This window comes from Polynucleobacter sp. IMCC 30228 (assembly GCF_021395205.1).
Lineage (GTDB): Bacteria > Pseudomonadota > Gammaproteobacteria > Burkholderiales > Burkholderiaceae > Polynucleobacter.
On record NZ_JAJVCS010000001.1, the window covers coordinates 180,293 to 204,653 of the forward strand.

The window sequence follows — 24,361 nt, forward strand, 5'->3', positions numbered from 1 at the left end:
CGAAAAAAACTAAAAATTTCCTGTAAACCATTCCTTGAGGCGCGAAACAACGCCTTCAAAGGTTCCTGAATCGGCTATCCGCCGACCTCGCAATAATTGGGCTTGTCCCTCAAGCAAAAGACCAATGCTGGTTGAAAAACGTGGGCTGCGTAAGACTTCATGTAAATGGCCGCGATATTCAGGCACACCAATACGTGCTGGGCGCAAAAAAACTTGCTCGGCTAACTCAACCATGCCGGGCATTAAGGCCGATCCGCCTGTCAAAACAATGCCTGACGCAACCAACTCTTCATAACCCGATTCACGCATCACATCGCGCACTAAGATAAATAACTCTTCAACCCGCGGCTCGATCACTGCAGCCAAAGCTTGTTTTGACATGGGCCTTGGCTCACGATCACCTACACCTGCAACCTCGATCATGATGTTGGGGTCTGCCATTTCTTGCCGCGCAATGCCATGTTGAATTTTTAGATCTTCCGCCTCTAAAGTGGGTGTCCGCAAGGCCATCGCAATATCATTCGTAATTTGATCGCCGGCGATGGGTATTACTGCGGTATGTCGAATCGAACCTTGACAATAAATCGCAATATCAGTAGTACCACCACCAATATCAATTAAAGCCACACCCAATTCTTTCTCGTCTTCGGTCAACACAGCTAAGCTTGATGCCAAGGGTTGTAAAATTAAATCATTCACCTCAAGCCCGCAACGGCGTACACACTTCACAATATTTTGTGCTGCGCTAACTGCGCCCGTCACTATATGCACTTGAACTTCTAGCCGCAAGCCACTCATACCAATGGGTTCGCGCACATCTTCTTGGCCATCAATGATGAATTCTTGTACTAAGATATGTAAAATTTGTTGATCGGTGGGAATATTAATTGCTTTAGCGGTCTCTAAAACTCGCTCTACATCACTTGGGCCAACCTCCTTATCGCGAATGGCGACCATGCCACTAGAATTAAAGCTCACAATATGATTACCCGCGATACCTGTAAAGACTTGAACAATGCGGCGATCAGCCATCACTTCTGCTTCTTCTAGGGCCTTTTGAATTGATAGCACCGTTGCCTCAATATTGACTACGACACCTTTTTTTAAGCCTTTTGAAGTGGTTTGCCCCACGCCAACAACATTAAAATTACCGTCGGGTGTTAGTTCAGCCACTAAAGCTACCACTTTCGAGGTTCCAATATCTAGGCCGACCAACAGATCGCGATTGTCCTTACTCATTTAGTGCTTATCCTTTTTGAATTATTTGCTGCCATATGCACTGCGAAACCGTTGCCATAACGCAAGTCAACGGCATCAATTTGGGTTGGCCACTTTGCTTGAACCTGAGGCCAATATTTTATTAACCGCGCAACCCGTTCAGTAGTTAAATGTTGACTCATATTCTCTTCGTCGCGACCAAACTCCACTCGTAGACCATTCGTCAGCTTCACACTCCAGGCATATCGCTCAGTCAGATTGAGTGTGCTTACCTTGACATCCCAAGGCTTAAACCAGTCATTGGCTTTTTGATAGAGACGCACTACTTCTTTACCGCTACCTTCGGGCCCGCTAAAACTGATCAAAACTACTCCCTCGTCTACCTCGGCTACGTTGCCATTAAATACTTCGCCTGCCGCATTAATTAATTTTTGGCCTTCAGTACTATTCCAAGTACCAAGGGGTATTTGCTCTTCAATGCCAATAACCAAGCCATTAGGCCAAGAACGTCTCACGCTAGCCCGGCGTACCCAAGGCATTTCCTCAAAGGAGCGCTTTACATCCTCTAGCCGCACACTAAAAAAATTACCTTGCACTTTTTCTAAGATTTGATTTTTCACAATCGGTAAATTAATATGCTTTAACGCTTGACTACCGACGGGCTCAATTTGAATTTGTTGCAGAGTGAATATCGGGCGCTGACTTAACCACACCAATAAACCTATCACCATCAGCACGACAAAGCTACGGATAAGCCATTTAGTTAGGTACTGCATGCGCTGGGCATTGTTCCATAACGGCGCCATCACAAAGCTTGTAATACCAGTTAAACGAGATAAAAATTGACTCATGATTGACTTAAAATCCAGAGCACTAAATCGCTATATGAAACGCCAGCTGCTTTTGCTGCCATTGGCACAAGTGAATGCGAAGTCATGCCAGGCGAAGTATTCATCTCAAGTAAATACGGCTGTCTAGTGCTCTCATCAATCATGATGTCAGCCCGCCCCCAAGTTTTGCATCCTAATACGCGATACGCATCGAGGGCTAATCTTTGTACGGCTTGATTTAGTTTTTCATCGAGTTCTGTAGGGCATAAATATTGGGTTTCATTAGAGAAGTATTTGTGATGGAAATCGTAATTAGCATTGGGTGGAATAATCTGAATTACTGGTAAGGCTTCGGCAGTTTCACCTTCACCTACAAGTGGGCAGGTAAGCTCAGGACCAATAATGCAAGATTCGGCCATGACTTTTTTATCTAAGCTAAGCGCTAGAGCATATGCATCTGGTAATTGCTCAAGCGCTTGCACTTTGGTCAAGCCTAAAGAAGATCCTTCATGCGCAGGTTTAACGATGAGTGGGAGCCCTAGGTTTTGCACGACCGCAGACCAATCGCTGCTTGCGCTAAGCAGTTCAAATTGTGGCGTAGCTAAACCACTACTCATCCAAATACGCTTTGTAGCAATTTTATCGATCGCTAACGCAGAAGCTAGCACGCCACTACCTGTATAAGGAATATTGAGTAGTTCAAGTAAGCCTTGAATGGTGCCATCTTCCCCAAAGCGGCCATGTAAAGCAATAAAGACGCGATCAAAATGGGCCGTAGCTATTTCAGTGAGCTTACGTAGGCCGGTGTCAAATGCATGTGCATCAACCCCTTTTGCGCGTAAGGCCTCTAAAACTCCATTGCCAGATAGCAAGGAAATTTCTCGCTCGCCTGAACGACCGCCTAATAAAACACCCACCTTACCTAATGACTGAGGGTTCAAAGTACTGAGATCGCGTGCTACCCGCTCACCCCATGTGCTCTTGGCTAAGATTGAATTAGCCATGGTGCGCCTCACTTAACAAGTGCGGTAAGCTGGCAATTGATCCTGCCCCCATCGTGATCAAGACATCATTGGCGCGCAGGACTGTTTTTAAAACTGTTGGTATTTCAGCAACCTGGGAAACAAATACTGCTGCGTTTTGGCTTAAGCCATTTTTATTATCTAAACGCTCTTTAGCAATCGTTGCCAGCAGCAAGCTTTTACCATCAGCACCCGCTATTCGCGCTTCGCCCGCGGGATAAATTTCCGTTAACACCAGTGCATCAAAACTACGCAAAACTGCCACAAAATCGCCAAAGCAATCGCGCGTGCGAGTATATCGGTGAGGCTGAAATGCCAGCACCAAACGACGGCCCGGAAAAGCGCCTCGAGCGGCTTCTAGTGTGGCCGCCATTTCTACTGGGTGATGACCATAGTCATCAATTAATGTATAGCTACCCCCCGCATCTAAAGGAATTTCACCGTAACGCTGGAACCGCCGACCAACACCACTAAATTGCGCTAACGCGACTTGTATTGCCTGGTCGCTGACACCTAATTCGGTGGCAATGGCAATCGCCGCCAAGGCATTGCGCACATTATGCAAGCCGGGTAAATTCAGCGTAATTTGCAAGGGTCCTGGCTTTACGCCATGACGCCTAACTGTCCGCCGCTCAACCCTAAAATGCATTACCGTGCCATCAGCTTTAATTTCACTCGCGCGAATATCGGCATCGGCCGCAATGCCGTAGCGTAAGACGGGCTGTGATACAAACGGAATAATGTCGCGCACATTAAGGTCATCGACGCATAAAACGGCCACACCATAAAATGGCATGCGCTGCGTAAATTGCACGAAGGCCTGTTTTAATCGCGCCATATCATGCTTATACGTGTCCATGTGATCAGCATCAATATTTGTAATCACTTCCATAGCTGGAAATAATTGCAAGAAAGAAGCATCTGACTCGTCTGCCTCAACCACAATAAAGTCGCCTTGCCCCAAACGTGCATTAGCGCCGGCTGAATTCAGCTTGCCCCCAATCACAAAAGTCGGATCAAGCCCGCCCTCTGCTAGTACAGAGGCTACTAAACTAGTGGTAGTAGTTTTGCCATGCGTGCCCGCAATTGCAATGCCTTGTTTTAAGCGCATTAATTCACCCAACATCACCGCTCGTTGAATGACGGGAATTTTTGCTGCACGCGCTGCTAACACTTCGGGATTATTGCCAGCCACCGCGGTTGAAATAACGACCGCTTCTGCCGTGCCGATATTTTCAGCTGCATGACCTAGATGAATTACCGCACCTAGTTCTGCAAGGCGCTTAGTGACTGCTCCTGCAGCCAAATCTGAGCCCGAAACTTGATAGCCTAAGTTCAATAGTACTTCAGCAATGCCGCTCATACCGGCTCCACCAATGCCAACAAAGTGTATTTGTTGCACAATATGTTTCAAGCTGGCACCCCCGCTACTGCCTTACAGATCGTAGCAAGCTGTTCAGTTGCATTGGGTTTAGCAAGCGCATAAGAACGTTCAGCCATTGCTTGTAATTCTGGGCGTGTCCAAGCTTGAATTTGGCGTGCTAAATCAGGTGCATTAAATTGGGTTTGAGGCCATAAAATTGCCGCAGCTGCAGTCGCTAAAAATTGTGCATTAGCTGTTTGATGGTCATCTATAGCAGCGGGGAAGGGCACTAAACAAGCCGCCACTCCAACCGCGGCTAACTCTGAAACAGTCATTGCACCAGCCCGACAAATTACTACATCGGCTTGGGCATATGCGTTTGCCATATTGGCAATAAAAGGCAATACTTCAGCCGCTACGCCATGCTCCTCATAACGTAAATTAAGTTCACTGTAATGCTTTTCGCCCGACTGATGAATCACTTTTGGACGCTGTGCAAAAGGTATTAAAGCCAAAGCTGCAGGCAACACTTTATTTAATGCTTGAGCACCTAAACTTCCGCCTACAACCAAAACATTCAGCGAGCCTTGCCGCTGGCCGTAACGTAGTTTAGGTTCAGCTATTTCGTTAAACTCGGCACGAATCGGATTTCCGACCCACTCCCCTTTTGCAAGCGTATGAGGAAAGCCGGTTAATACTTTATTTGCAACATGCCCTAAGAGGCGATTGGCACTTCCAGCTATGGCGTTAGATTCATGAATAATTAATGGTCTTTGCAATAAGAAACTCATTAAGCCGCCAGGAAAGCTGATGTAACCACCCATTCCTAATATCACGCTGGGCTTTAGACGCGCAATAATGCGCCAACTTTGCGCACAAGCACGTAATAAATTAAAGGGTAATAGTAATTTTGTTAACCACCCTTTGCCGCGTAAACCTCCAAATTGCACTGCCTCAAAACTAAAGCCGCGAGCAGTTACCAAGCCTTGTTCCATGCCTTTGGCATGACCTAACCAAGCTACTTGCCAGCCCCGACTGCGCAATAGCTCTGCCACTGCAAGACCTGGAAAAATATGGCCTCCCGTACCCCCTGCCATGACCAAGATGGAAGGTTTTGTCACAGCTTTCCCCCGCGCATTAAGATTCGATTTTCATAATCAATTTTGAGTAATAAGGCAAACGCCACCACATTCATCAAAATACCCGAGCCGCCATAACTAATTAAAGGCAATGTAAGTCCCTTGGTCGGTAATAGACCCAAATTCACACCCATATTGATAAAGGCCTGCCAGCCAATCCAAATGCCAACACCTTTAGCAGCTAAGCCGGCAAAACTCCGATCGAGTTGTAAGGCGGTGCGGCCAATTAAAAATGCGCGGCGCACGATCCAGTAGAACAAGAAAATGATGACCAGCACACCAACAAAACCCAATTCTTCGCCGATCACTGCCAAAATAAAATCCGTGTGCGCTTCTGGTAAGTAATTTAATTTTTCAACACTACCCCCCAAGCCAATTCCAAACCATTCACCGCGCCCAAATGCCATCAATGAATGGGTTAATTGGTATCCCTTATTTGCGGCATTTTCAACTTGCCATGGATCTAAAAAAGCCATGATTCTGCCGCGCCGAAATGGGGATAAAACAATAATGATGGCCGCGCTTAAAATACCAATCGTGATCAGTCCGCCAAATAATTTAGCGTTAATACCACCTAAAAATAAAATCCCAAAAGCGATTAGGGCGACCACTACAAAAGCGCCCATATCGGGTTCCCACATCAAAAGGGTGCCCACCATCGCGACCGCTAAACCCATGGGCACTAATCCCTTAACAAATGAATGTAAATATTCTTGGCGCCGGACGGTGTAACTAGCAGCAAAAATGAGTACGGCAAATTTCATTAACTCAGAGGGCTGAAAATTCATGAGACCTAGGGGAATCCAGCGTCTTGCGCCATTGACCCCTTTGCCAATACCTGGAATTAATACCGCGATTAAGAGCACTACAGTAAAAATAAAAATGCTTGGGGCCAACCGATCCCAAGTCTTCACGGGCACCCTAAAGACCCAAGCGCCTACTGCAAAGGCAATAGATAAAGAAATTAAGTGTCTAAATAAGAAAAAATTACTGCTGTAATTTGCGTATTTAGGGCTATCGGCTAATGTAATTGAAGCGGAATACACCATCACCAAGCCAATTAATGTTAATGACAAAACCGCCCAAACTAATAACTGGTCGTACTCCATCATGCGCGAGCGAGTTTGCTCAACCCCCGAGACAGCATCTTTTAGTCCGCTATGAAATTGATTAATGCCGCCGCGTGAAAAATTCCAAAACCGCATCAGAGTTAGGCGCTGGGCTAAGGATAATTTTTCTTTGACGCTCATACTGCAGCCCCAACGGGTTGATTGGTCGAATTAAATTGCATTTCTAGCTCAGTGACTGCAGACGCAAAAACCTCTGCTCGATGTCGATAGTCGCGAAATTGATCGAAGCTTGCACACGCTGGCGAGAGCAAGACAATATCGCCCAATTGGGCGCGTTGAGCAGCCAATTGGGTCGCTGCACTTAATGAATCGACCTGCACACAGTCGATGTCATTGCTCGCAAAGCTATCTTCAAGTACAGCACGGATGAGAGGCGCATCTTTACCGATCAGAATTAAACCCTTTACAAACCGTAAAATCGGTTCACGCAATGGACTAAAGTCTTGCCCTTTGCCGTCGCCACCAGCAATCAGCCAAATCTGTTTACTTGCTGTAGTTGCGCCAAGGCCATTGAGTGCAGCTACCGTTGCACCAACATTCGTGCCCTTACTATCATCAACATATTCAACACCCTCAATTACAGCCACACTTTGAACCCGATGCGGCTCACCCCGATATTCACGTAAGCCATGCAACAAGATATTCATCGGTAGCCCAGCACAGCGTGCTAAGGCGAGCGCAGCTAAGGCATTGAGCGCATTATGGCGACCGCGAATGCGGAGCGCATCCGCTGGAATTAAGCGCTTTAATCGTAACTCTGTCTGTTCAACGCCGCTGACTTTACGACGTCGTTTCGGCGTACTCTCTGGCTCTTCATCGATTTCAGCCCACACTAACCAATCGATCCCGCCTGCGCGCAAATCATGTTCAATACCAAACGCTCCAGGTTCAGTTGGGCAACCCACACCAAATGTAATCACACTCTGCCGAGTTTGTTCTTTTGGCAATCGAAGGTTTGATACCAAAGGATCATCGCGATTTAAAATACAAATACTATTGGTGCCAATGATTTTTGCCTTGGCCTGAACATAGGCCTGCATATCACCATGCCAATCCAAATGGTCTTGGGTAATATTGAGAATTGCTACTGCAGTGGCATTCAAACTCTCGGTATATTGCAACTGAAAGCTGGATAACTCAAGAACCCAAATTTCTGGCAAATCCAGTAGGGTATTGGCCTCATCAAGACAAGCACTTAACTTGCTTAAGGCTGCTGGACTAATGTTGCCAGCCATCGCTACTTTTTTTCCTGCGCGCTCACAAATTTGCTGAGTTAAAGCTGTGCTTGTAGTTTTTCCATTCGTACCCGTAATTGCTAGTACCGTAGGTTGATAACCAAACTCCAGCTGCAGCGCAGTTAAGGCACGCGCAAAAAATTCAATCTCACTCCATACTGCTACCGCATGGCTATGCGCGTAACTCAAGATGGTTTTTAATGGCTCTTGTAAAGGTGATAAGCCTGGACTGATACCAATCACAGACACTCCAGCGCACATCACTGCTATTTGCTGTTCTAGCTCACCTGCTGTCCAATTACCCAAATATAACTGACCTAAGCCTTGTGTTTTTAATTCCTCAAGGGCAGCTTGTTGTTGATTTGATAGCAAAGCAGGAGCGCGTGTATCAGCTAAATCTACCGTGGCGCCATGCTGCAAACACCACTTGGCCATTGCTAAACCAGACTCACCCAGACCAAGTACTAAAAAGTGAGTCGGCACAACTGAACCTTGTTCAGTCTGGATATTTAAAAAAGCTTGATTTAATCCTTGCATCATTTCCTGTTTTTCACCTTAACTTCAAACTCGATAATCCGACTAAAACTAATAAAATCGTAATAATCCAAAAGCGCACTACCACTTGGGTTTCACGCCAACCACTTAATTCAAAATGGTGATGTAGGGGAGCCATCTTAAAAATTCGTCGACCTTGGCCATATTTTTTCTTGGTGTACTTAAACCAGGCAACTTGCAACATGACTGAACACGTTTCCGCGACAAAAATTCCGCCCATGACAAATAAAACGATCTCTTGGCGCACAATGACGGCGATTGTGCCCAGCGCGCCACCCAAAGCTAACGCCCCGACATCGCCCATAAATACTTGGGCTGGGTGGGTGTTGTACCAAAGAAAAGCTAAGCCTGCACCCCCCATCGCGCCGCAAAAAATGAGTAATTCGCCAGCACCAGGAATGTATGGAAAGAGTAAATATTTAGCGTAAATAGCATTGCCCATGACATAGGCAAAAGCGCCTAATGCCGCCCCCACCAAAATGACTGGCATGATCACCAGTCCGTCTAAACCATCGGTTAAATTCACCGCATTACTACTACCCACAATGACGAGAAAACTTAAAATAATGAAGCCAAAAACGCCCAGTGGATAGCTCACCTCTTTCATAAAAGGTAAATATAAATTGGACTTGGCCGGTAGATCTAAAGTAAAGCCACTTTTAATCCAATCTAAAAATAGCTGAAGTACCTTTAGGTTATTCACCTCTGAAACTGAAAAAGCTAAATAGAGTGCCGCAAATAGGCCGATGCATGTTTGCCAAAAAAATTTCTCGCGCGATGACATGCCTTTAGGGTCTTGCCTGGTTACCTTCCGATAATCATCAATCCAGCCAATCAGACCAAATCCAAAAGTGACGAGCAGCACAATCCAAATAAAGCGATTGCTTAAATCGGCCCACAACATACAGGAAATAAAAATGCCCAGTAAAATTAGTACTCCGCCCATCGTAGGCGTACCAGATTTTGCTAAATGGGATTGCGGTCCATCATTACGCACTGCTTGACCCATTTTTAAGGCGCTGAGTTTGCGAATTACCCAAGGTCCACACACTAAGCCAATTAATAGGGCAGTTAAGGTCGCGAGCACCGCCCTAAAAGTAATGTAATTAAAAACGCGGAAAGAGCCAAAATCGTCTTGTAACCATTGGGCCAACATTAGGAGCATGCTTTAGCCTCCTGTAACAAGGCTTGCACGACCCGTTCCATGCGCATAAATCGAGAACCCTTAACCAATATTTGTAAGTCAGCTCTTTCATCACGTAAAGCCAGTTGTTGATTTAAGGTATTGCAAAGATCTTCCATGTTTACAAAATGTTTGGCATGGGCTTCTAGTGCATTAAAACTACTAACGGCATCGGCACTTTGCTCGCCAATTGCAAATAAACGACTCACTCCACAAGCGGCAGCATAAGCGCCCACTTCGCGATGAAACTCAGGACCCTGTGTGCCCACTTCGCCCATATCGCCCAATACTAGCCAAGACTCTTTACCGCTCTGCTGCAGCATATCGATTGCTGCCCTTACCGAATCGGGATTTGCATTGTAGCTATCATCTATTAACAAGCGTGTAGGGCTCAGCCATTTACCTGCCATGCGACCGGCTACGGGCGTGAAATTTTCTAGTCCACGTTGAATCTGTTGTAAATCAACTCCGGCAGCTAAACCAACCGCAGTTGCGGCGAGCGCATTACATAGCTGATGGTGGCCTAAGGTAGCTAAGCGCACCTCAATTTCCCCTTGGGCAGTATGTATGGCCAATGCGCCATGCTCTAAAAGCCGCCCCATTACTGCAGCAGCAACTGGCGTATTTCCTTGTAACGCAAAATCAATGATGTTACAAGTATGAGCAGCGCGGCGCCACTGCGGGGTAAATTCCGAATCTGCGGGGAAAACTGCAGTACCGTTCGCAGGTAAAGCTGCGAGTACTGCTGCGTGCTCTTCAGCCACTGCGTTAACGCTGCCCATAAATTCTTGGTGCTCGCGCTGTGCATTATTAATAATGGCAATTGTGGCTTGCGCAAGCGTAGCTAATTGCGCGGTTTCGCCTGGATGATTCATGCCCAACTCGATTACGGCTAAAGTGTGTGCGGGACGTAAGCGTAACAGGGTTAATGGTAAGCCAATATCATTATTAAAATTACCCTGAGTTGCTAATGCTTTAGCGTCGCCTACTGCCACCTTGAAAATTGCTGCAATCATTTCTTTAACTGTGGTTTTGCCATTACTACCAGTCACAATTGCTAACGGTAAATCATATTGGCTTCGCCATGCTTGCGCTAGCTCACCTAAACTAGAGCGAGTATTGCTAACACAAACTGCCGGAAAATCAGCAGGACATTTTTCGCTTTCACTAATTAACGCTGCACTTGCGCCAGCCTGGTGTACTTCGTCTAAAAATTGATGTGCATTAAATCGCTCCCCACTCAAGGCCACAAATAATTCACCTTTTGAAATTTGACGGCTATCGCTGCCAATCGATCGAATTGCTAATTCCTGGGCCGCTGCCGGCGAAATATTTAATAAGCGGCTGCGCGGCAACATGGCATGAATTGCCGCTAAATTTGTCATTACTGCACTCAAGCTCTATCTCCTAGAGCTAGCTGAACATGAGTTTGATCGGAAAACTCAACCCGCTTACCACGAATTTCTTGGCTTGATTCATGGCCTTTACCCGCCACTAGAATGACATCATTCATTTGCGCATTACGCACAGCAGCTAGTATTGCGGCTGCACGATCAGTAATACTGAGTATGGATGATCCCAACATCGTGGTAGTAGAGGGCATCCCCGCCAAAATCATGGCAATAATTTTTTCTGGATCTTCTGAACGCGGATTATCACTCGTGACAACGATGTGATCGGCACCCGCAAAGGCTACCTGCCCCATTTGCGGCCGTTTACCTTCATCACGGTCTCCGCCACAGCCAAACACACACCACACTTCACCACCTCGCTGAACTGCTATGGGGCGTAATGCTTGCAAGACTTTATTTAGTGCATCAGGCGTATGGGCATAGTCGACAACGACTAAAGGCCCTTTTGCTTGACGTGATTTAGAGGGTGACATCAATTCCATGCGGCCTGGCACTGGCTGCACTCGGCTTAAGCGCGAAGTAGCTTCGGCAGCAGAAAAACCCAAAGCCCGTAATGTAGTCCAAACGGCGAGATAGTTACTAAGATTGAATTCACCGATGATGGCTGCTGAAATTTCTTCTGGTTGCTCAGCTTCGCTAACAAACTCGGTGGTATAAGCTGCTTGTTGTAGCTGAGTGTTCTGGGCATAGACACGTTTTAAGCGGCTATGCCATTTTTCAAAGCCAGCAAATGCCTTTGCGTTTAAGCCATAGCCCCACACTGCAAGATTATCTTTGCTGCTCTCTTTGGTGAGTAGTTGAATGGCTAGCTCACGACCAAAGACATCGTCTAAATTAATAATTGCCAACTGTAAACCCGCTTGCTGAAATAAAGTTGCTTTTGCTGCCGCATATTCAGCCATGCTGCCGTGATAGTCCAAATGATCATGACTTAAATTAGTAAAAATGGCTGCAGTCAATTCCACACCAGCAACCCGCTGCTGCTCAAGGGCATGTGATGAAACCTCCATAGCGACAAACTGCGCGCCCCGATCACGTAATCGCGCTAATTCGGTTTGCAAACGCGGTGCATCGGGGGTGGTGTAGCCAGTTTTATCTAAAGCCCCAGGAAAACCAACGCCCAAGGTACCGATTAGTGCTGCGCGTTCGCCGGCAAGATTTTTTGCTGAATCTAAGGCGTTTGCCAACCATTGAGTAACTGTGGTTTTGCCATTGGTGCCTGTGACCCCAATTACATTCATATGGCGACTTGGAAATCCATACCATTCAGAACAGAGGGGTCCAGCGCGACTGCTGAGCTGCGGTACCTCTATACAGTCTAAGCGTTCGCGAAAAGTAAATGGTTTAAGGCCTTTGTTTTGCTCACTTGCTTGCTGATCAAAGAGGACTGCACCTGCACCTAGCGCAATAGCTTGATCAATATATTGACGGTTATCGTTTAAGTCTTTCCCATGACCAACGGCATAAGCCAAAAAAATATCGCCTTGGCGTAATTGCCGTGTATCTAAGGTGATCTGTGCATCCGCTTTCACTAAACTGTGCAAAGTTTGGATGAGGTCTTTTGGCTTAATCAATTCAGTCACCCTCATCGCTTCAGTACCACTTTTTGTGCGTTGATGTTTGGCACTACCTGATCGACTGGATCAAAATCCTTTAAAGCCATTTGTTTTACTGTGGTGTCGGGTACAACGTGTAAGGTTCTTAGTGTCTCCCCAACGATGGCTGAAAACACTGGCGCAGCAACATCGCCACCATAATGACTACCACCAGTGGGCTCGTCAATCATCACGGCAACGACAATGCGGGGAGCGCTTAAGGGAGCAAGGCCGGCAAAATAAGCACGATATTGATTCGCCGAATAGCCCTTACCAGAAAACTTATGTGATGTACCTGTCTTACCACCGACCCGATATCCCTCAGCACGTGCTTTAGTTGCAGTACCTCCCGGCTCGGTAACTAATTCCAACATATCGCGCATTTCAATTGCAGTCTTAGCCGACATGACGCGGGGGCCTGATTTCGTTCCAGGGCTACGCTCAATTGTTAAGGGAATGAGCTCGCCGTCACGGGCAAAAACAGAATACGCGCGAGCAATTTGAAATAATGACGTGGATATTCCATAACCAAAAGCAATGCGCGCTTGATCCGTTGGTACCCATTTTTGATAAGGATGCAAAGTACCACTCACTGCACCTGGAAAGCCAATTTTCGGCGCCTGCCCAAAGCCCACTGCGGTATATAAGTCCCACATATCTTTAGGCGGCATCTGTAAAGCAATTTTAGCCGTGCCAATATTGCTCGATTTTTGGATAATTTGTGAAACCGTTAAGATACCGTAAGGATGCGTATCAGTAATGGGCTTGGGTCCAACTAAAAACTTCGCACCAATAGCCATTGAAGTGCTTGGCTGCACGATACCTTTTTCTAGAGCCGCCGAAATGGTAAATGGTTTCATGGTTGAGCCAGGCTCAAAGGTATCGGTAAGCACCCGATTTCTTAACTGCTCGCCACTTAAGTGGCTGCGATCATTGGGGTTGTAACTTGGCCAATTAGCTAAAGCTAAAATTTCACCGGTCTGAACATCAATTACTACTGCCCCACCAGCTTTTGCATGGTGTTGTTCGACCGCATTTTTTACTGCGTTGTAGGCTAAGTATTGAATTTTGCTATCAATCGACAACTGCAAATCTTTACCATTTTGAGGTAATTGCAAAATTGCCATTTCCTCAACCACGCGACCCAAGCGATCGACTACGACTTTACGTTTGCCCGCGTGCCCAGCCAATTCGTTCTGGTGAGATAACTCCATCCCTTCTTGTCCGCGATCTTCAACATTAGTAAAGCCAACGACATGAGCCATTGCCTCGCCTTCGGGATAATAGCGGCGGTAGACGTTGTTTATAGCAATGCCCGGTATTTCTAATTGCTTAATAGCTTGGGCAACTTGGGGCTCAACTTGCCGCTTTAAAAATAGTTGGGTACGCTCATCGCGTAATTTTTTACGCAGCTCAAGCTCGCTAATTTGCAATAGCTGGGCTAATTGACGAATTTTTTCTGGCGCAAGGTTATCTGGTACGACATCGTTATAAGCAATAATTGCTTTTGCTTCTAAACTCGTTGCAATCACCTGTCCGTTGCGGTCTAATATTTTTCCGCGACTAGCTGAAAGCTCAAGCTCCCGTTGCGTCCCTTTAATTGCTTTCGCTTCGTAAAAGGCGTTACCTGGACCCTGAATCCATAATGCCCTTAGTACCAACATCATAAAAGCAAAAAATAATAAAAACAGCATGAGACGTGAGCGCCACATCGGTAGCCGAAGTACCAAATTCGGCGAAGTAGAAAAACCGAGTGGCTTCACTGCGCATCCTTCAGATACAAAGTTCGATCTGGTGTAATCGGTAGCATACGCAACTGATTACGAGCGCTATCTTGAATGCGCGCTGATTTTGATAGCGTCCGTTGATCGTATTCCAAGCGCAGGGCTTCTTGATTTAAACGACGCTCTTCCATTTGTGCACGTTCAATTGCGATAAATAACTTACGGGCTTTCTGCTGAGCCGCCACCAAAGACAAAGCACAGATTAAAAGTAAAGCGAGCAAGGTAAGGGTTGCGCGATTCATGCGTCAGTGCCCTGCTTTTCAGCCACACGCATCACTGCTGAACGTGCGCGGGGATTTTCGGTGATTTCGCTAGCGCTGGGGCGCACACGGGCAATAAGTTTGAGCACTGCCTGTGGCAGATCTTTCGCACGTACGGGTAACTTTCGCGGCATTTCTACCGTGGCATGCGCCCGCATAAATTGCTTAACGATGCGATCTTCTAAAGAATGAAAGCTGATAACGACTAAACGACCTCCGGGTTTTAAGACTGTTAATGCGGCCTGTAGTCCCAATTGCAAATCATCTAATTCACGATTAATAAAAATACGCAAAGCCTGAAAGGTACGGGTTGCAGGATCTTGTCCTGGCTCGCGTGAACGCACTACTTTGGCAATTAATTGCGCTAAGCCTACAGTTGTTTGAGGTAATTTTTCGGTGGTGCGCTCAGCAACAATTGCGCGGGCAATTGCTGGAGCATATCGTTCTTCGCCATAAATCTTTATCACTTCTGTTATTTCCTCACTACTTGCTTGTTCCAACCATTGCAGCGCAGTAATGCCCTGCGAAGTATCCATCCGCATATCGAGCGGGCCATCGCGACGAAATGAAAAACCGCGCTCCGCCTCTTCGACTTGTGGCGAGCTGATTCCTAAATCGAGTAATACCCCATCGACCGATGCTGGTTTCGCAAATTGCGCTATCGCGGCAAAGCTGCTGTGCACAATGGTGAAACGAGAGTCGGTTATTGTTTGGGCAGCGGCAAGCGCACTTAAATCTTTGTCGAAGGCCAATAGTTGCGCTTGCGGACTGAGGATGTTGAGTAAAGCTTGGGAATGACCACCGCGCCCAAATGTGCCGTCGATTAGCACTGCATTGCTGCTCAACTTGCCGCCTGTCAATGCTGTCACCGCCTCGGCCAGCAACACTGGGCGATGTGAATAGTTCATGTTGCCCGATCATTAAAAAGAAAATTGCTTAAGGGCCTCAGGCATGCCTTGGGCAATTGCGGCCTGCTCTTTACTGGAGTAAATCTGGGCATCCCATAACTCCAAATGACTACCCATGCCCAGCAAAATGACTTCGCGTTCAATACTTGCTGCAACTCGCAATTCAGGACTAATCAAAATTCTTCCTGAGCCATCAAGCTCTATTTCAGCGGCATTACCTAAAAAAATCCGGCGCCACCAATGCGCATCCATTGGTAATTGCGCGACTCGCGCACGAAAAGCTTCCCATTCAGGGCGCGGAAAAACCAATAAGCAACCATCGGGGTGTTTTGTTAAGGTGACGCGACCATCACCTTGCAATAAAAGTGCGTCACGATGCTTAGCCGGCACAGACATGCGACCTTTTGCATCTAAATTAAGAGCTGAAGCGCCTTGAAACACAAATTACCCCACTTTTTCACACTTCCTCCCACTTTAGAGGATAGGAATCTTAGGGTCAAGTCTTTTAAGGGGTTTTTTTAGTAAATTCTCTAGTGATTACAAACACTTAGCGAATTCTTTTAAGAAATTAACGACAATAAAATATTTAAAATAAACAAGGGCTTGGAAAATACACTTGAGATTATGTCTTAGCTATTTAAGCTAATAATACTTAAAAATCGCTTAATATACTGTTTTTAAATACAGTATTCATTTAAATTGGCTTTTAAATTCGGTAGGCAATGGTCGTCATTATTTTAGAAACTAAGCCCATGGCTTTTTTTATGGGCTCTGGTAATGTTTGAGCGCCTGCAGTCCAGGCTGCTTGACCATGCTCTATTTCATCAAGTCGCATTTGATCAACAATGGCACGTGAGCGCACATCATGACTTGGCAAAGTATTTAAATGATGGTCTAGGTGGTGCTCAACTTGTTTTTCAGTTTCTGCTACAAAACCAAGGCTCCATTGATCTCCGGCTAAGCCTGCAAGTAACCCAATGACAAACGCCCCGCTGTACCAAAACGGATTGAAGTAACTCGTGTGTGACCCCAATTCGATTAGACGTGTTTCACACCAGGCCATATGATCTAACTCTTCTTGACCTGCTTGGGCTAGCATCGCACCAATTTGCGGGTCACGAGCGAGTAATTTTTGCGCCTGGTAAAGCGCCTGAGCGCACACTTCGCCAACATGATTAATACGCATTAAACCCGCTGCATGGGCGCTTTCTGTTGGGCCTAACTGCGGTAAATCAACTGCGTTTAAGTGCGCCTGACTAGGGCTTGGGCGCTGCGCAACCGCACCGCCCGCAACCGAACGCAAAGCCACATCAAATTCACTAATGAAGCGATCAGCTAAGCTGAACATTTAAATCTCAACCTCGGCTTTATACGTTTCTTTTACCTTTAAGCCTAAGTCGGCTAATAAGGCACGGTCATATTCTGCTTCTGGGTTACTGGTAGTGAGTAGTTGCTCACCATAAAAAATAGAGTTTGCGCCCGCTTGAAAACACATTGCTTGTACGGCTCTGCCGAGCTCTTGACGTCCAGCCGATAAGCGCACGCGGGCACTGGGCATAGTGATACGAGCCACGGCAATCGTCCGCACAAATTCGAGGGGATCTAAGGGCTTTTGCGCTTCTAAAGGCGTACCAATTACGGGAACCAAATGGTTGATTGGTACAGATTCTGGGTATGGGTTTAAGTTCGCTAAGCGCGTCAAGAAAGCCACTCGTTGGGCGCGCGACTCACCCATGCCCACAATGCCGCCACAGCAGACTGACATGCCTGCAGCCCGAACATGGTCAATCGTATCTAAGCGATCTTGATAGACTCGAGTTTGAATTACCTCAGAATAAAAATCTTCGCTGGTATCGAGGTTATGGTTATAAAAATCGAGCCCAGCAGCGCTTAAGGTTTTCGCTTGCTCAGGCTCTAGCATGCCAAGCGTAGCGCAAGTCTCAAGGCCCATCGCCTTAACCCCCCGAATCATCGCAACGACTTTTTCAATATCGCGATCTTTCGGCTCTCGCCAAGCCGCACCCATACAAAAGCGGTTCGAGCCCGCTGCTTTGGCTGCTTGGGCGGCGGCTAAAACTGCCTCCAGTGTCATTAGTTTAGTGGCCTCAACCCCAGTGTGATAGCGGGCTGCTTGCGGGCAATAGCCACAATCTTCTGGGCAACCGCCGGTCTTAATTGAAACTAAAGTGGCAAACTCAATATCGCCATCGGGAAAATAAGCGCGGTGGGTTTCTTGCGCTCGCCACATTAACTGGTTCAAGGGCAAGCTAAAGAGCGCTGCCACTGCCGTCAAGCTCCAGGCCTCTGGCTTCGCAACGGTGTTGTTTGCCAATTCATTACCTGCAGCAGCTTTCCTCTGCAGTTGGACTAATGGCTTGGTGTTAGTTTGGGTTGGGTTCATCACGGTTTATTTTCTATTCTAATGCTTATCAAGAATATGAATCATGCCATAGAGCCTATGAAGGCAAGGCTTTCCAAGCAATCGCCAAAAAAAGAAAAACTAGTGTTCAAATATCCCTTATGACAAACATCTCTAGCAATGCGGCCTGGGTAAAACGAAGTCTTGCGGCAGTTTGGCACCCTTGCACGCAAATGAAGCAGCATGAATTATTTCCTCTGGTAGCCATTACTCATGGCAAAGGGCCCTGGCTTTTCACTGCAAATGACCACGCCATTTTAGATGCGATTAGCTCTTGGTGGACGAATCTTTTCGGCCATGCGAATCCCAAAATAAACCAAGCAATTCATGCGCAATTAGAAAAAATTGAGCATGTGATGTTGGCGGGGTTTACCCACCCACCCGTGGTGGAATTATCAGAAAAACTCAGCGCCTTAACCCAGGGAAATTTAGGTCATGCTTTTTATGCTTCGGATGGCGCCTCCGCGGTCGAAATTGCCCTCAAAATGAGCCACCATTTTTGGCGCAAGACTGGACAAGCCAAAAAAAACCAATTTGTTTGTTTAGCTAATGGCTATCATGGTGAAACCTTAGGGGCGTTGGCTGTAACTGATGTCGCTATTTTTAGACAAGCCTACGGCGACTTATTGCAAACCGTACATACCGTGATGTCGCCCGACTTACGCCAAGCGCTACCAGACGAAACCGCTGCTGAGTTTACCCAGCGTGCAGTTGCGGACGTGGCACAATTATTTGCTCGCGAACATGAGCATATTGCTGCCTTTATTGTCGAACCACTCGTGCAATGTGCGGGGCAAATGGCCATGCATTCGCCCAGTTATTTGCAGCAAATACGGCAGCTCTGCGATCGCTACTCAATTCATTTGATTGCCGACGAAATTGCCGTTGGATGTGGTCGTACTGGCCTTTTTTTTGCCTGTGAGCACGCCGGCATTTGGCCTGATTTTTTAACTCTCTCGAAAGGCATTAGTGGCGGCTACTTACCTCTTTCAATTTCACTAACAACTGATTCCATTTATTACGCTTTTTATCATGCTGATCTGCGTGAGGGTTTTTTACACTCCCACTCGTATACCGGTAATCCACTGGCTTGTGCTGCAGCCTTAGCTAGTTTGGCTATTTTTTCTAGTGAGCAGGTGTTGGAAAAAAACCTTGGACGGGCGCGAGAGTTAAATCAGGCTTTTGCTTGGGCCAAAACAGATGAGCGAATTGAACACTTTCGTCAACAAGGCATGATCTTGGCTTTTGATGTCAAAAATACAGCGCAGCATTCTGCTGCAATAACCCCCCACTTTGCCCCGCAACTGTTTCAACATGGCTTAGAAGCTGGTGTATTAGTGCGACCAATAGGTAATACCGTTTATGTAATGCCTCCTTATATACTCAGCGCCGAAGAAACCCAGTTGATGTCCAGTAGAATTCGTACCGCTGTTGATAAAACCCTTGCTACGGGTCGACCGCGCTAATATGCATGCCCTAATAAAAGCCCAAGCACGCCTCGCAGAGCTTGATCAAAACCTCCTCAAGCGCAGCTTGCGTACTACAAGCTCGCCATGCACCCCCCATCCCACAGTAGATGGGCGGCCGCTGAAGGCATTTTGCAGTAACGATTATTTAGGGCTCGCCAACCATCCTGACTTAATCGCTGCCTTAGCAGCGGGCGCCAAAAAATATGGCGCCGGTAGTGGCGCTTCTCATTTAATTAGTGGTCACAGCATGGCTCATGCAAATTTAGAGGGTGCCTTAGCAAGTCTGCAAGCGCCTTTTATTCCTCACGCCCGTGCCTTGTTTTTTTGCACTGGGTACCTAGCCAACCTGAGTGCTATTACTGCTTTAGCTAGCTTAGAAAATGACTCTACGAGTAGCGCAACGACAATTTATTCTGGCAAGCTTAATCACGCTTCGCTCATTGATGGGGTGCGTTTAGCGGCAGCCCAAAGCAAAGCCAATACCGTGATTTTTGATCATCATGATCTACTCGACCTAGAGCACAAGTTAGCACGCGATACTGCTGCACTCAAACTGATCGTGACCGACGGGGTCTTTAGCATGGATGGCGACTTAGCTCCACTCACTGAGTTACTTGCCTTAGCTGAACGTCATGACGCACTACTGATTGTCGATGATGCTCATGGCTTTGGTGTATTAGGCGAAAACGGCTGCGGTATTTTAGAAGCGCTGCAACTCCATTCAGAACGACTTATTTATATTGGCACCCTCGGTAAAGCCGCCGGCATTAGTGGCGCCTTCATTTGTGGCGAAGCGACCTTAGTTGAATTTATTTTGCAAAAAGCCCGACCCTATATTTATAGCACGGCTACACCACCAGCGATCGCGCATGCATTGCTATGTAGTCTGCAGCTGATTACGTCTGCTGAAGGTAAACAGCGCCGTCAACAACTAGGGCAAATAATTGCAACGTGGCAAGCAGAAATGGTATTTTCGAGCTGGCAAAAAATGACTTCAACGACCGCCATTCAGCCGATTATTTTGGGTGAAAATAAAACGGCCTTGGCAGTGGCACAGCGCTTAACTGAGGCTGGTTATTGGATTCCTGCAATAAGGCCGCCAACCGTGCCGTCTGGTAGTGCGCGGCTGCGCGTCACATTTTCAGCAAGTCACACCATTGCAGAAGTGCGCGAATTGATCGACACCCTCAAGCAAATTGAATTAACAATACTGGCAAGCAATACTCAATAATATGAATCGTCATTACTTTGTTACTGGAACCGATACAGAGATAGGTAAAACACTCGTTGCTGGTGCGTTGATTTTGCTCTTGCGAGAACATTTTGCACGCGTCGCGGGTTTTAAACCCGTAGTAGCTGGAATGCAACGTAATGCCAATCATCAATTGATCAATGAAGATCTAGAAACACTCATGCTCGCCTCGGGTCTCGGGCTTCCCGCCACGCAGCTATGTGCATATCAACTTGAGCAAGCGGTTGCCCCGCATTTGGCTGCGGCACAAATCGGTATTGAACTGAAGTGCAATGTGATGCTCGCCGCCTATCAACAGTTAAGCCGACAAGTTGACGCGGTAATCGTTGAGGGTGCCGGTGGTTTTTTAGTGCCATTGAATGCTGAAATGAATTTGGCCGATCTTGTTGAGCTACTAGAAATACCCGTCATCCTGGTGGTGGGCATGCGGCTTGGCTGTCTTAACCACGCTTTACTCACTGTAGCGGCAATTGAGCAGCGCGGTCTTAAGCTGGCAGGCTGGGTTGCTAATGGCTTACATCCACAGATGCCCCTACTCGCAGAAAACCTTAGAAGCTTACAAGAGCGAATTTCCGCTCCTCTGTTGGGTGTAATTGACTACTTACCCCCTGAACTGCAAAAAAGCGGGAATACCCCTTATTCCTTATCCGCCTTAGCGTTTGCTAAAAAATCCCTCAAACTACCCTAATTTTGTCAAAAATTGAGCCGAAAAGAGCATCATCCTGCACTTTCAGCTAAGATGAAACTATGCAACTACTTCCCGAAATACTTGCTTCCGCCGCTGAAATTCAGGTCATTCGCCGTAATATTCATGCCTACCCTGAACTCCGTTTTGAAGAAAAGCTCACTGCTGATTTAGTGGCTGAGGCTCTATCAAGCTGGGGAATTCCGCTTGTTCGCGGCATGGGCAAAACTGGCGTGGTGGGCCGCTTAGATGGTGAGCTTGGGCCTGGAAAAATGATTGGTCTACGTGCCGATATGGATGCCTTACCACTTCAAGAACACAACACGTTTGCCCATGCATCTCGCCACGTGGGCAAGATGCATGCTTGTGGCCATGATGGTCATACCGCGATGCTTTTGGGAGCAGCTCAATATTTATCGAATCATCGCGACTTTAAAGGCAGCGTGATTTTTATTTTTCAACCCGCTGAAGAAGGTGGTGGTGGTGCTCGTGAAATGATTAAAGATGGTCTCTTTAAACAATTTCCTTGTGATGCCGTTTTTGGTTTGCATAACTGGCCTGGTATTCCGGTTGGTGATTTTGGTGTCACGGCGGGACCGATGATGGCATCGAGTAATGCCTTTCAAATTACCGTTAAAGGTCGGGGAGGGCACGCTGCTTTGCCACACAATAGTGCCGATCCAGTCATAGCGGGCGTGAATGTGGTGCAAGCCCTACAAAGTATTATTACGCGTAATAAACGACCAGTAGACGCTGCGGTTTTATCGATCACCCAATTTCATGCGGGCGAAACCAGCAATGTCATTCCTGATAGCGCTTTTATTGGTGGCACGGTTCGCACCTTCACCCTAGAAGTACTTGATCTAATTGAAACCCGGCTGCGTGAAATTACCCATGGTGTTGCGGGCGCCTTCGATTGCACTGCCGAAATTGAATTTATCCGTAGCTATCCACCACTTATTAATCATCAAGAAGAAGTGGATTTTGCCGTCAGTGTTATCACCGATTTAGTTGGGGCGGGGCATGTCGATGCACAAATTGATCCGACCATGGGTGCGGAAGATTTTGCTTTTATGGTCTTAGAAAAACCCGGCTGCTATGTGTTTCTTGGTAATGGCGACGGTGATCACCGTGCGCTTGGGCATGGCATGGGACCGTGCCACTTACATAACCCTTCTTATGATTTTAACGATGCCCTGATTCCTATTGGAGTCAGTTATTGGGTTAAGCTTGCGCAACGGTTTTTGGCTTAGCGCGGCAACAATAGCCAGGCTCGGCCTGCTTGTTTCATCCGTCCGGCGAGCTCTCCTGCTGCCTCACCACTACCCCAATAATAATCAGCCCGCACTGCCCCCACAATAGCTGTGCCTGTGTCTTGCGCCATCACTAAGCGTTGCAGTGTTTGTGTGCTCGAGGGCCGAGTGGTTGACAAAAACACTGGGGCACCTAGCGGTAAAGAATATCGATCAACGGCAATACTGCGCTCTGTTGTCAATGGCACACCTAAGGCGCCAATGGGGCCAAGATCGGCAGCAACATTGCTCGGCAAAATTTTAAAGAATACAAAGCGTGGGTTGGCATTTAACATTTCTTCTACCCGCTGAGGGTTGTTACGCGCCCATTGTTGAATACCTTGCATCGTCGCTTCGCTACGCGTGATGTAGCCTTGATTTAATAACCACTGGGCAAATGATTTGAAGGGCTGATCATTAGTGCCAGCAAAACCTAAACGCAATACTTGACCATCATTTAAACGAATCTTGCCCGAACCTTGGATCTGCATAAATGCTGCAGCTACGGGATCTTGAACCCATACCAACTCGCTTCCAGTTAAATTATTGGCACTCATTAATTCAGCTCGCGTTGGTGCTGGATTGGGTTTGACCTTCTGCCAAGCTTTTGGATAGGCATATAAAGGCACAGTAAATAAAGAGGTGCGTTGACGCGAGCCATTCATCACGGGCTCGTAATAACCTGTTACCAAACCAGAATAATTGTTATTACTTAAAGCAAAGGTTTCATACGCTTGAAAATACGTCTCAAAATAACGTCTAATTGCCACCCCGTCTTCGGCTGAAATACCGATCACCCGCGCGCAGACTTCAGCCCACTGCACCTCACTTTTACGCTTACGTAAAGCCTCACAGCTTTTTAACCAAGCTGGCCATGCCTGGGTTAAATCATCCGTTTGCCACCCACTAATTTGCTGCCAATCAACCGGTTTAAAACCGGTGATCGCCGAGGTATATGGGGCATTTCTCAAGCTAGTACTTGTGCTGCTATTAGCGGGTGCCTGGCTAATTGCAGTTCCCGTGGGCGGCATTGCACAAGACGTTAGTAATAAGATGCTGGTACAAGCTAAGATACTCAGGAAACGGGAAACTACCATGCTAGCTAATTTATTTGATGCATACCCTTCTTTGCTATTTGTGCTCGAGGCATTGCTTGCCCTAGGCCTTTTGTTATTCATTGTTTTTTGGACCGGCTCGGGGCGCAAAGACTAGGCCCCAACTTAATGCAAAGTTCTGGGCATCACTAGCGCAAATTCAGGAATAGGCGCCTGAAAAAACTGGGCTTCCTCGGTAACGCAGAAATACTCGCCCCGCATGGTGCCTGCGGGGGTCGGCAAAGTAGCCCAACTGGTGTACTCAAACTGTTCACCAGCCCGTAACAGGGGTTGCTGGCCCACCACACCCAAGCCCCGTACTTCCTGAACATCGCTATCGCCGTCGGTAATAAACCAATGGCGGGCAATCAGTTGCACACTGGTTTGGCCACTATTACGAATCGTAATGGTATAGGCAAAGGCAAATTGCCGATTATCTGGGTCAGACTGTTCTGGCAAATACTGGGTTCGTACCGTAATACTGATTTCATGAGTCTTCATGCACGAATTCTGCTC

At 47.0% G+C, this 24,361-nt stretch carries 23 protein-coding genes; 5 read left to right on the forward strand and 18 right to left on the reverse strand.

The features are described from left to right. Window positions 1-9: 9 nt before the first annotated feature. The 16 genes from ftsA to bioB form a co-directional block, all read right to left on the reverse strand. On the reverse strand, window positions 10-1,239 hold the full coding sequence (gene ftsA, locus LZT21_RS00930) for a cell division protein FtsA (protein WP_233923183.1): 1,230 nt from the start codon (window positions 1,237-1,239) through the stop codon (window positions 10-12). Beyond that, entirely contained in the window at window positions 1,236-2,069 is an 834-nt protein-coding gene (locus LZT21_RS00935) for a cell division protein FtsQ/DivIB (RefSeq protein WP_233934886.1), read from the reverse strand. Before LZT21_RS00935 ends, ftsA begins: the two co-directional genes overlap by 4 nt. Next, window positions 2,066-3,052 (reverse strand): D-alanine--D-alanine ligase, encoded by a 987-nt coding sequence (locus LZT21_RS00940; RefSeq protein WP_233923185.1) that lies wholly within the window; start codon window positions 3,050-3,052, stop codon window positions 2,066-2,068. The genes LZT21_RS00935 and LZT21_RS00940 overlap by 4 nt, the downstream gene beginning before the upstream one ends. Continuing rightward, window positions 3,045-4,484 (reverse strand): UDP-N-acetylmuramate--L-alanine ligase, encoded by a 1,440-nt coding sequence (gene murC / locus LZT21_RS00945; RefSeq protein WP_233934885.1) that lies wholly within the window; start codon window positions 4,482-4,484, stop codon window positions 3,045-3,047. The genes LZT21_RS00940 and murC overlap by 8 nt, the downstream gene beginning before the upstream one ends. Next, window positions 4,481-5,554 carry an undecaprenyldiphospho-muramoylpentapeptide beta-N-acetylglucosaminyltransferase gene (gene murG, locus LZT21_RS00950; protein WP_370634746.1) on the reverse strand — a complete coding sequence of 358 codons (1,074 nt, stop codon included), beginning with the start codon at window positions 5,552-5,554 and terminating at the stop codon, window positions 4,481-4,483. The genes murC and murG overlap by 4 nt, the downstream gene beginning before the upstream one ends. Beyond that, the gene (gene ftsW, locus LZT21_RS00955; RefSeq protein WP_233923385.1) at window positions 5,551-6,777 is read right to left on the reverse strand and encodes a putative lipid II flippase FtsW; all 1,227 of its coding nucleotides are present in this window, start codon (window positions 6,775-6,777) and stop codon (window positions 5,551-5,553) included. Before ftsW ends, murG begins: the two co-directional genes overlap by 4 nt. Window positions 6,778-6,818: 41 nt before the next feature. Continuing rightward, window positions 6,819-8,477 (reverse strand): UDP-N-acetylmuramoyl-L-alanine--D-glutamate ligase, encoded by a 1,659-nt coding sequence (murD, locus tag LZT21_RS00960; RefSeq protein WP_233989099.1) that lies wholly within the window; start codon window positions 8,475-8,477, stop codon window positions 6,819-6,821. A gap of 10 nt (window positions 8,478-8,487) precedes the next feature. After that, the gene (mraY, locus tag LZT21_RS00965; protein WP_233923188.1) at window positions 8,488-9,657 is read right to left on the reverse strand and encodes a phospho-N-acetylmuramoyl-pentapeptide-transferase; all 1,170 of its coding nucleotides are present in this window, start codon (window positions 9,655-9,657) and stop codon (window positions 8,488-8,490) included. Next, window positions 9,648-11,060, reverse strand: coding sequence for a UDP-N-acetylmuramoyl-tripeptide--D-alanyl-D-alanine ligase (gene murF / locus LZT21_RS00970; RefSeq protein WP_233989100.1), 1,413 nt, complete (start codon window positions 11,058-11,060; stop codon window positions 9,648-9,650). Before murF ends, mraY begins: the two co-directional genes overlap by 10 nt. Before the next feature lie 8 nt (window positions 11,061-11,068). After that, on the reverse strand, window positions 11,069-12,676 hold the full coding sequence (locus LZT21_RS00975) for a UDP-N-acetylmuramoyl-L-alanyl-D-glutamate--2,6-diaminopimelate ligase (RefSeq protein WP_233989101.1): 1,608 nt from the start codon (window positions 12,674-12,676) through the stop codon (window positions 11,069-11,071). Beyond that, window positions 12,673-14,445 (reverse strand): penicillin-binding protein 2, encoded by a 1,773-nt coding sequence (locus LZT21_RS00980; protein ID WP_233923191.1) that lies wholly within the window; start codon window positions 14,443-14,445, stop codon window positions 12,673-12,675. The genes LZT21_RS00975 and LZT21_RS00980 overlap by 4 nt, the downstream gene beginning before the upstream one ends. Continuing rightward, a complete protein-coding gene (gene ftsL, locus LZT21_RS00985) occupies window positions 14,442-14,708 on the reverse strand; it encodes a cell division protein FtsL (protein WP_233923192.1) in 267 nt (88 codons plus the stop codon). Before ftsL ends, LZT21_RS00980 begins: the two co-directional genes overlap by 4 nt. Continuing rightward, a complete protein-coding gene (gene rsmH / locus LZT21_RS00990; protein ID WP_233989102.1) occupies window positions 14,705-15,634 on the reverse strand; it encodes a 16S rRNA (cytosine(1402)-N(4))-methyltransferase RsmH in 930 nt (309 codons plus the stop codon). The genes ftsL and rsmH overlap by 4 nt, the downstream gene beginning before the upstream one ends. A gap of 12 nt (window positions 15,635-15,646) precedes the next feature. After that, a complete protein-coding gene (gene mraZ / locus LZT21_RS00995; protein WP_233923194.1) occupies window positions 15,647-16,075 on the reverse strand; it encodes a division/cell wall cluster transcriptional repressor MraZ in 429 nt (142 codons plus the stop codon). A gap of 265 nt (window positions 16,076-16,340) precedes the next feature. Then, on the reverse strand, window positions 16,341-16,982 hold the full coding sequence (coq7, locus tag LZT21_RS01000; protein WP_233923195.1) for a 2-polyprenyl-3-methyl-6-methoxy-1,4-benzoquinone monooxygenase: 642 nt from the start codon (window positions 16,980-16,982) through the stop codon (window positions 16,341-16,343). Then, window positions 16,983-18,035, reverse strand: a complete 1,053-nt coding sequence (bioB, locus tag LZT21_RS01005) for a biotin synthase BioB (protein WP_233989103.1) — start codon at window positions 18,033-18,035, stop codon at window positions 16,983-16,985. A 119-nt stretch (window positions 18,036-18,154) separates the two neighbouring features. Here bioB and bioA point away from each other — a divergent pair, with 119 nt between their 5' ends. Genes bioA through LZT21_RS01025 form a run of 4 tightly spaced genes read left to right on the forward strand, consistent with a single transcriptional unit; the run spans window position 18,155 to window position 22,712 of the window. Continuing rightward, window positions 18,155-19,519, forward strand: coding sequence for an adenosylmethionine--8-amino-7-oxononanoate transaminase (bioA, locus tag LZT21_RS01010; RefSeq protein ID WP_233923197.1), 1,365 nt, complete (start codon window positions 18,155-18,157; stop codon window positions 19,517-19,519). Between the two features lies 1 nt (window position 19,520). Further along, the gene (gene bioF / locus LZT21_RS01015) at window positions 19,521-20,753 is read left to right on the forward strand and encodes an 8-amino-7-oxononanoate synthase (RefSeq protein WP_233923386.1); all 1,233 of its coding nucleotides are present in this window, start codon (window positions 19,521-19,523) and stop codon (window positions 20,751-20,753) included. Between the two features lies 1 nt (window position 20,754). Next, window positions 20,755-21,462: a dethiobiotin synthase gene (bioD, locus tag LZT21_RS01020; RefSeq protein WP_233923198.1), complete on the forward strand. Its 708-nt coding sequence runs from the start codon at window positions 20,755-20,757 to the stop codon at window positions 21,460-21,462. 59 nt (window positions 21,463-21,521) lie between these two features. Further along, window positions 21,522-22,712: a M20 aminoacylase family protein gene (locus LZT21_RS01025; protein ID WP_233923199.1), complete on the forward strand. Its 1,191-nt coding sequence runs from the start codon at window positions 21,522-21,524 to the stop codon at window positions 22,710-22,712. On the opposite strand, the gene LZT21_RS01030 is transcribed toward LZT21_RS01025, so the two are convergent. Beyond that, window positions 22,709-23,722 (reverse strand): murein transglycosylase A, encoded by a 1,014-nt coding sequence (locus tag LZT21_RS01030; protein WP_233934877.1) that lies wholly within the window; start codon window positions 23,720-23,722, stop codon window positions 22,709-22,711. The genes LZT21_RS01025 and LZT21_RS01030 overlap by 4 nt on opposite strands. Window positions 23,723-23,732: 10 nt before the next feature. Between LZT21_RS01030 and LZT21_RS01035 the strand changes: the two genes are divergently transcribed. Further along, a complete protein-coding gene (locus tag LZT21_RS01035) occupies window positions 23,733-23,963 on the forward strand; it encodes a hypothetical protein (RefSeq protein ID WP_233989264.1) in 231 nt (76 codons plus the stop codon). Window positions 23,964-23,971: 8 nt separating this feature from the next. On the opposite strand, the gene apaG is transcribed toward LZT21_RS01035, so the two are convergent. After that, window positions 23,972-24,346, reverse strand: a complete 375-nt coding sequence (gene apaG, locus LZT21_RS01040) for a Co2+/Mg2+ efflux protein ApaG (protein ID WP_233923201.1) — start codon at window positions 24,344-24,346, stop codon at window positions 23,972-23,974. Between the last annotated feature and the right edge of the window lie 15 nt (window positions 24,347-24,361).

Coding starts and splice junctions, on each gene's coding strand:
- murF (WP_233989100.1), bottom strand. CDS start 11,060: ATGACAAATTTAGCGGCAATTCATGCCATGTTGCCGCGCAGCCGCTTA.
- apaG (WP_233923201.1), bottom strand. CDS start 24,346: ATGAAGACTCATGAAATCAGTATTACGGTACGAACCCAGTATTTGCCA.
- LZT21_RS00935 (WP_233934886.1), bottom strand. CDS start 2,069: ATGAGTCAATTTTTATCTCGTTTAACTGGTATTACAAGCTTTGTGATG.
- bioB (WP_233989103.1), bottom strand. CDS start 18,035: ATGAACCCAACCCAAACTAACACCAAGCCATTAGTCCAACTGCAGAGG.
- coq7 (WP_233923195.1), bottom strand. CDS start 16,982: ATGTTCAGCTTAGCTGATCGCTTCATTAGTGAATTTGATGTGGCTTTG.
- LZT21_RS00940 (WP_233923185.1), bottom strand. CDS start 3,052: ATGGCTAATTCAATCTTAGCCAAGAGCACATGGGGTGAGCGGGTAGCA.
- ftsA (WP_233923183.1), bottom strand. CDS start 1,239: ATGAGTAAGGACAATCGCGATCTGTTGGTCGGCCTAGATATTGGAACC.
- LZT21_RS00975 (WP_233989101.1), bottom strand. CDS start 12,676: ATGAGGGTGACTGAATTGATTAAGCCAAAAGACCTCATCCAAACTTTG.
- LZT21_RS01025 (WP_233923199.1), top strand. CDS start 21,522: ATGCAACTACTTCCCGAAATACTTGCTTCCGCCGCTGAAATTCAGGTC.
- murD (WP_233989099.1), bottom strand. CDS start 8,477: ATGATGCAAGGATTAAATCAAGCTTTTTTAAATATCCAGACTGAACAA.
- ftsL (WP_233923192.1), bottom strand. CDS start 14,708: ATGAATCGCGCAACCCTTACCTTGCTCGCTTTACTTTTAATCTGTGCT.
- rsmH (WP_233989102.1), bottom strand. CDS start 15,634: ATGAACTATTCACATCGCCCAGTGTTGCTGGCCGAGGCGGTGACAGCA.
- mraY (WP_233923188.1), bottom strand. CDS start 9,657: ATGCTCCTAATGTTGGCCCAATGGTTACAAGACGATTTTGGCTCTTTC.
- ftsW (WP_233923385.1), bottom strand. CDS start 6,777: ATGCGGTTTTGGAATTTTTCACGCGGCGGCATTAATCAATTTCATAGC.
- bioA (WP_233923197.1), top strand. CDS start 18,155: ATGACAAACATCTCTAGCAATGCGGCCTGGGTAAAACGAAGTCTTGCG.
- bioF (WP_233923386.1), top strand. CDS start 19,521: ATGCATGCCCTAATAAAAGCCCAAGCACGCCTCGCAGAGCTTGATCAA.
- bioD (WP_233923198.1), top strand. CDS start 20,755: ATGAATCGTCATTACTTTGTTACTGGAACCGATACAGAGATAGGTAAA.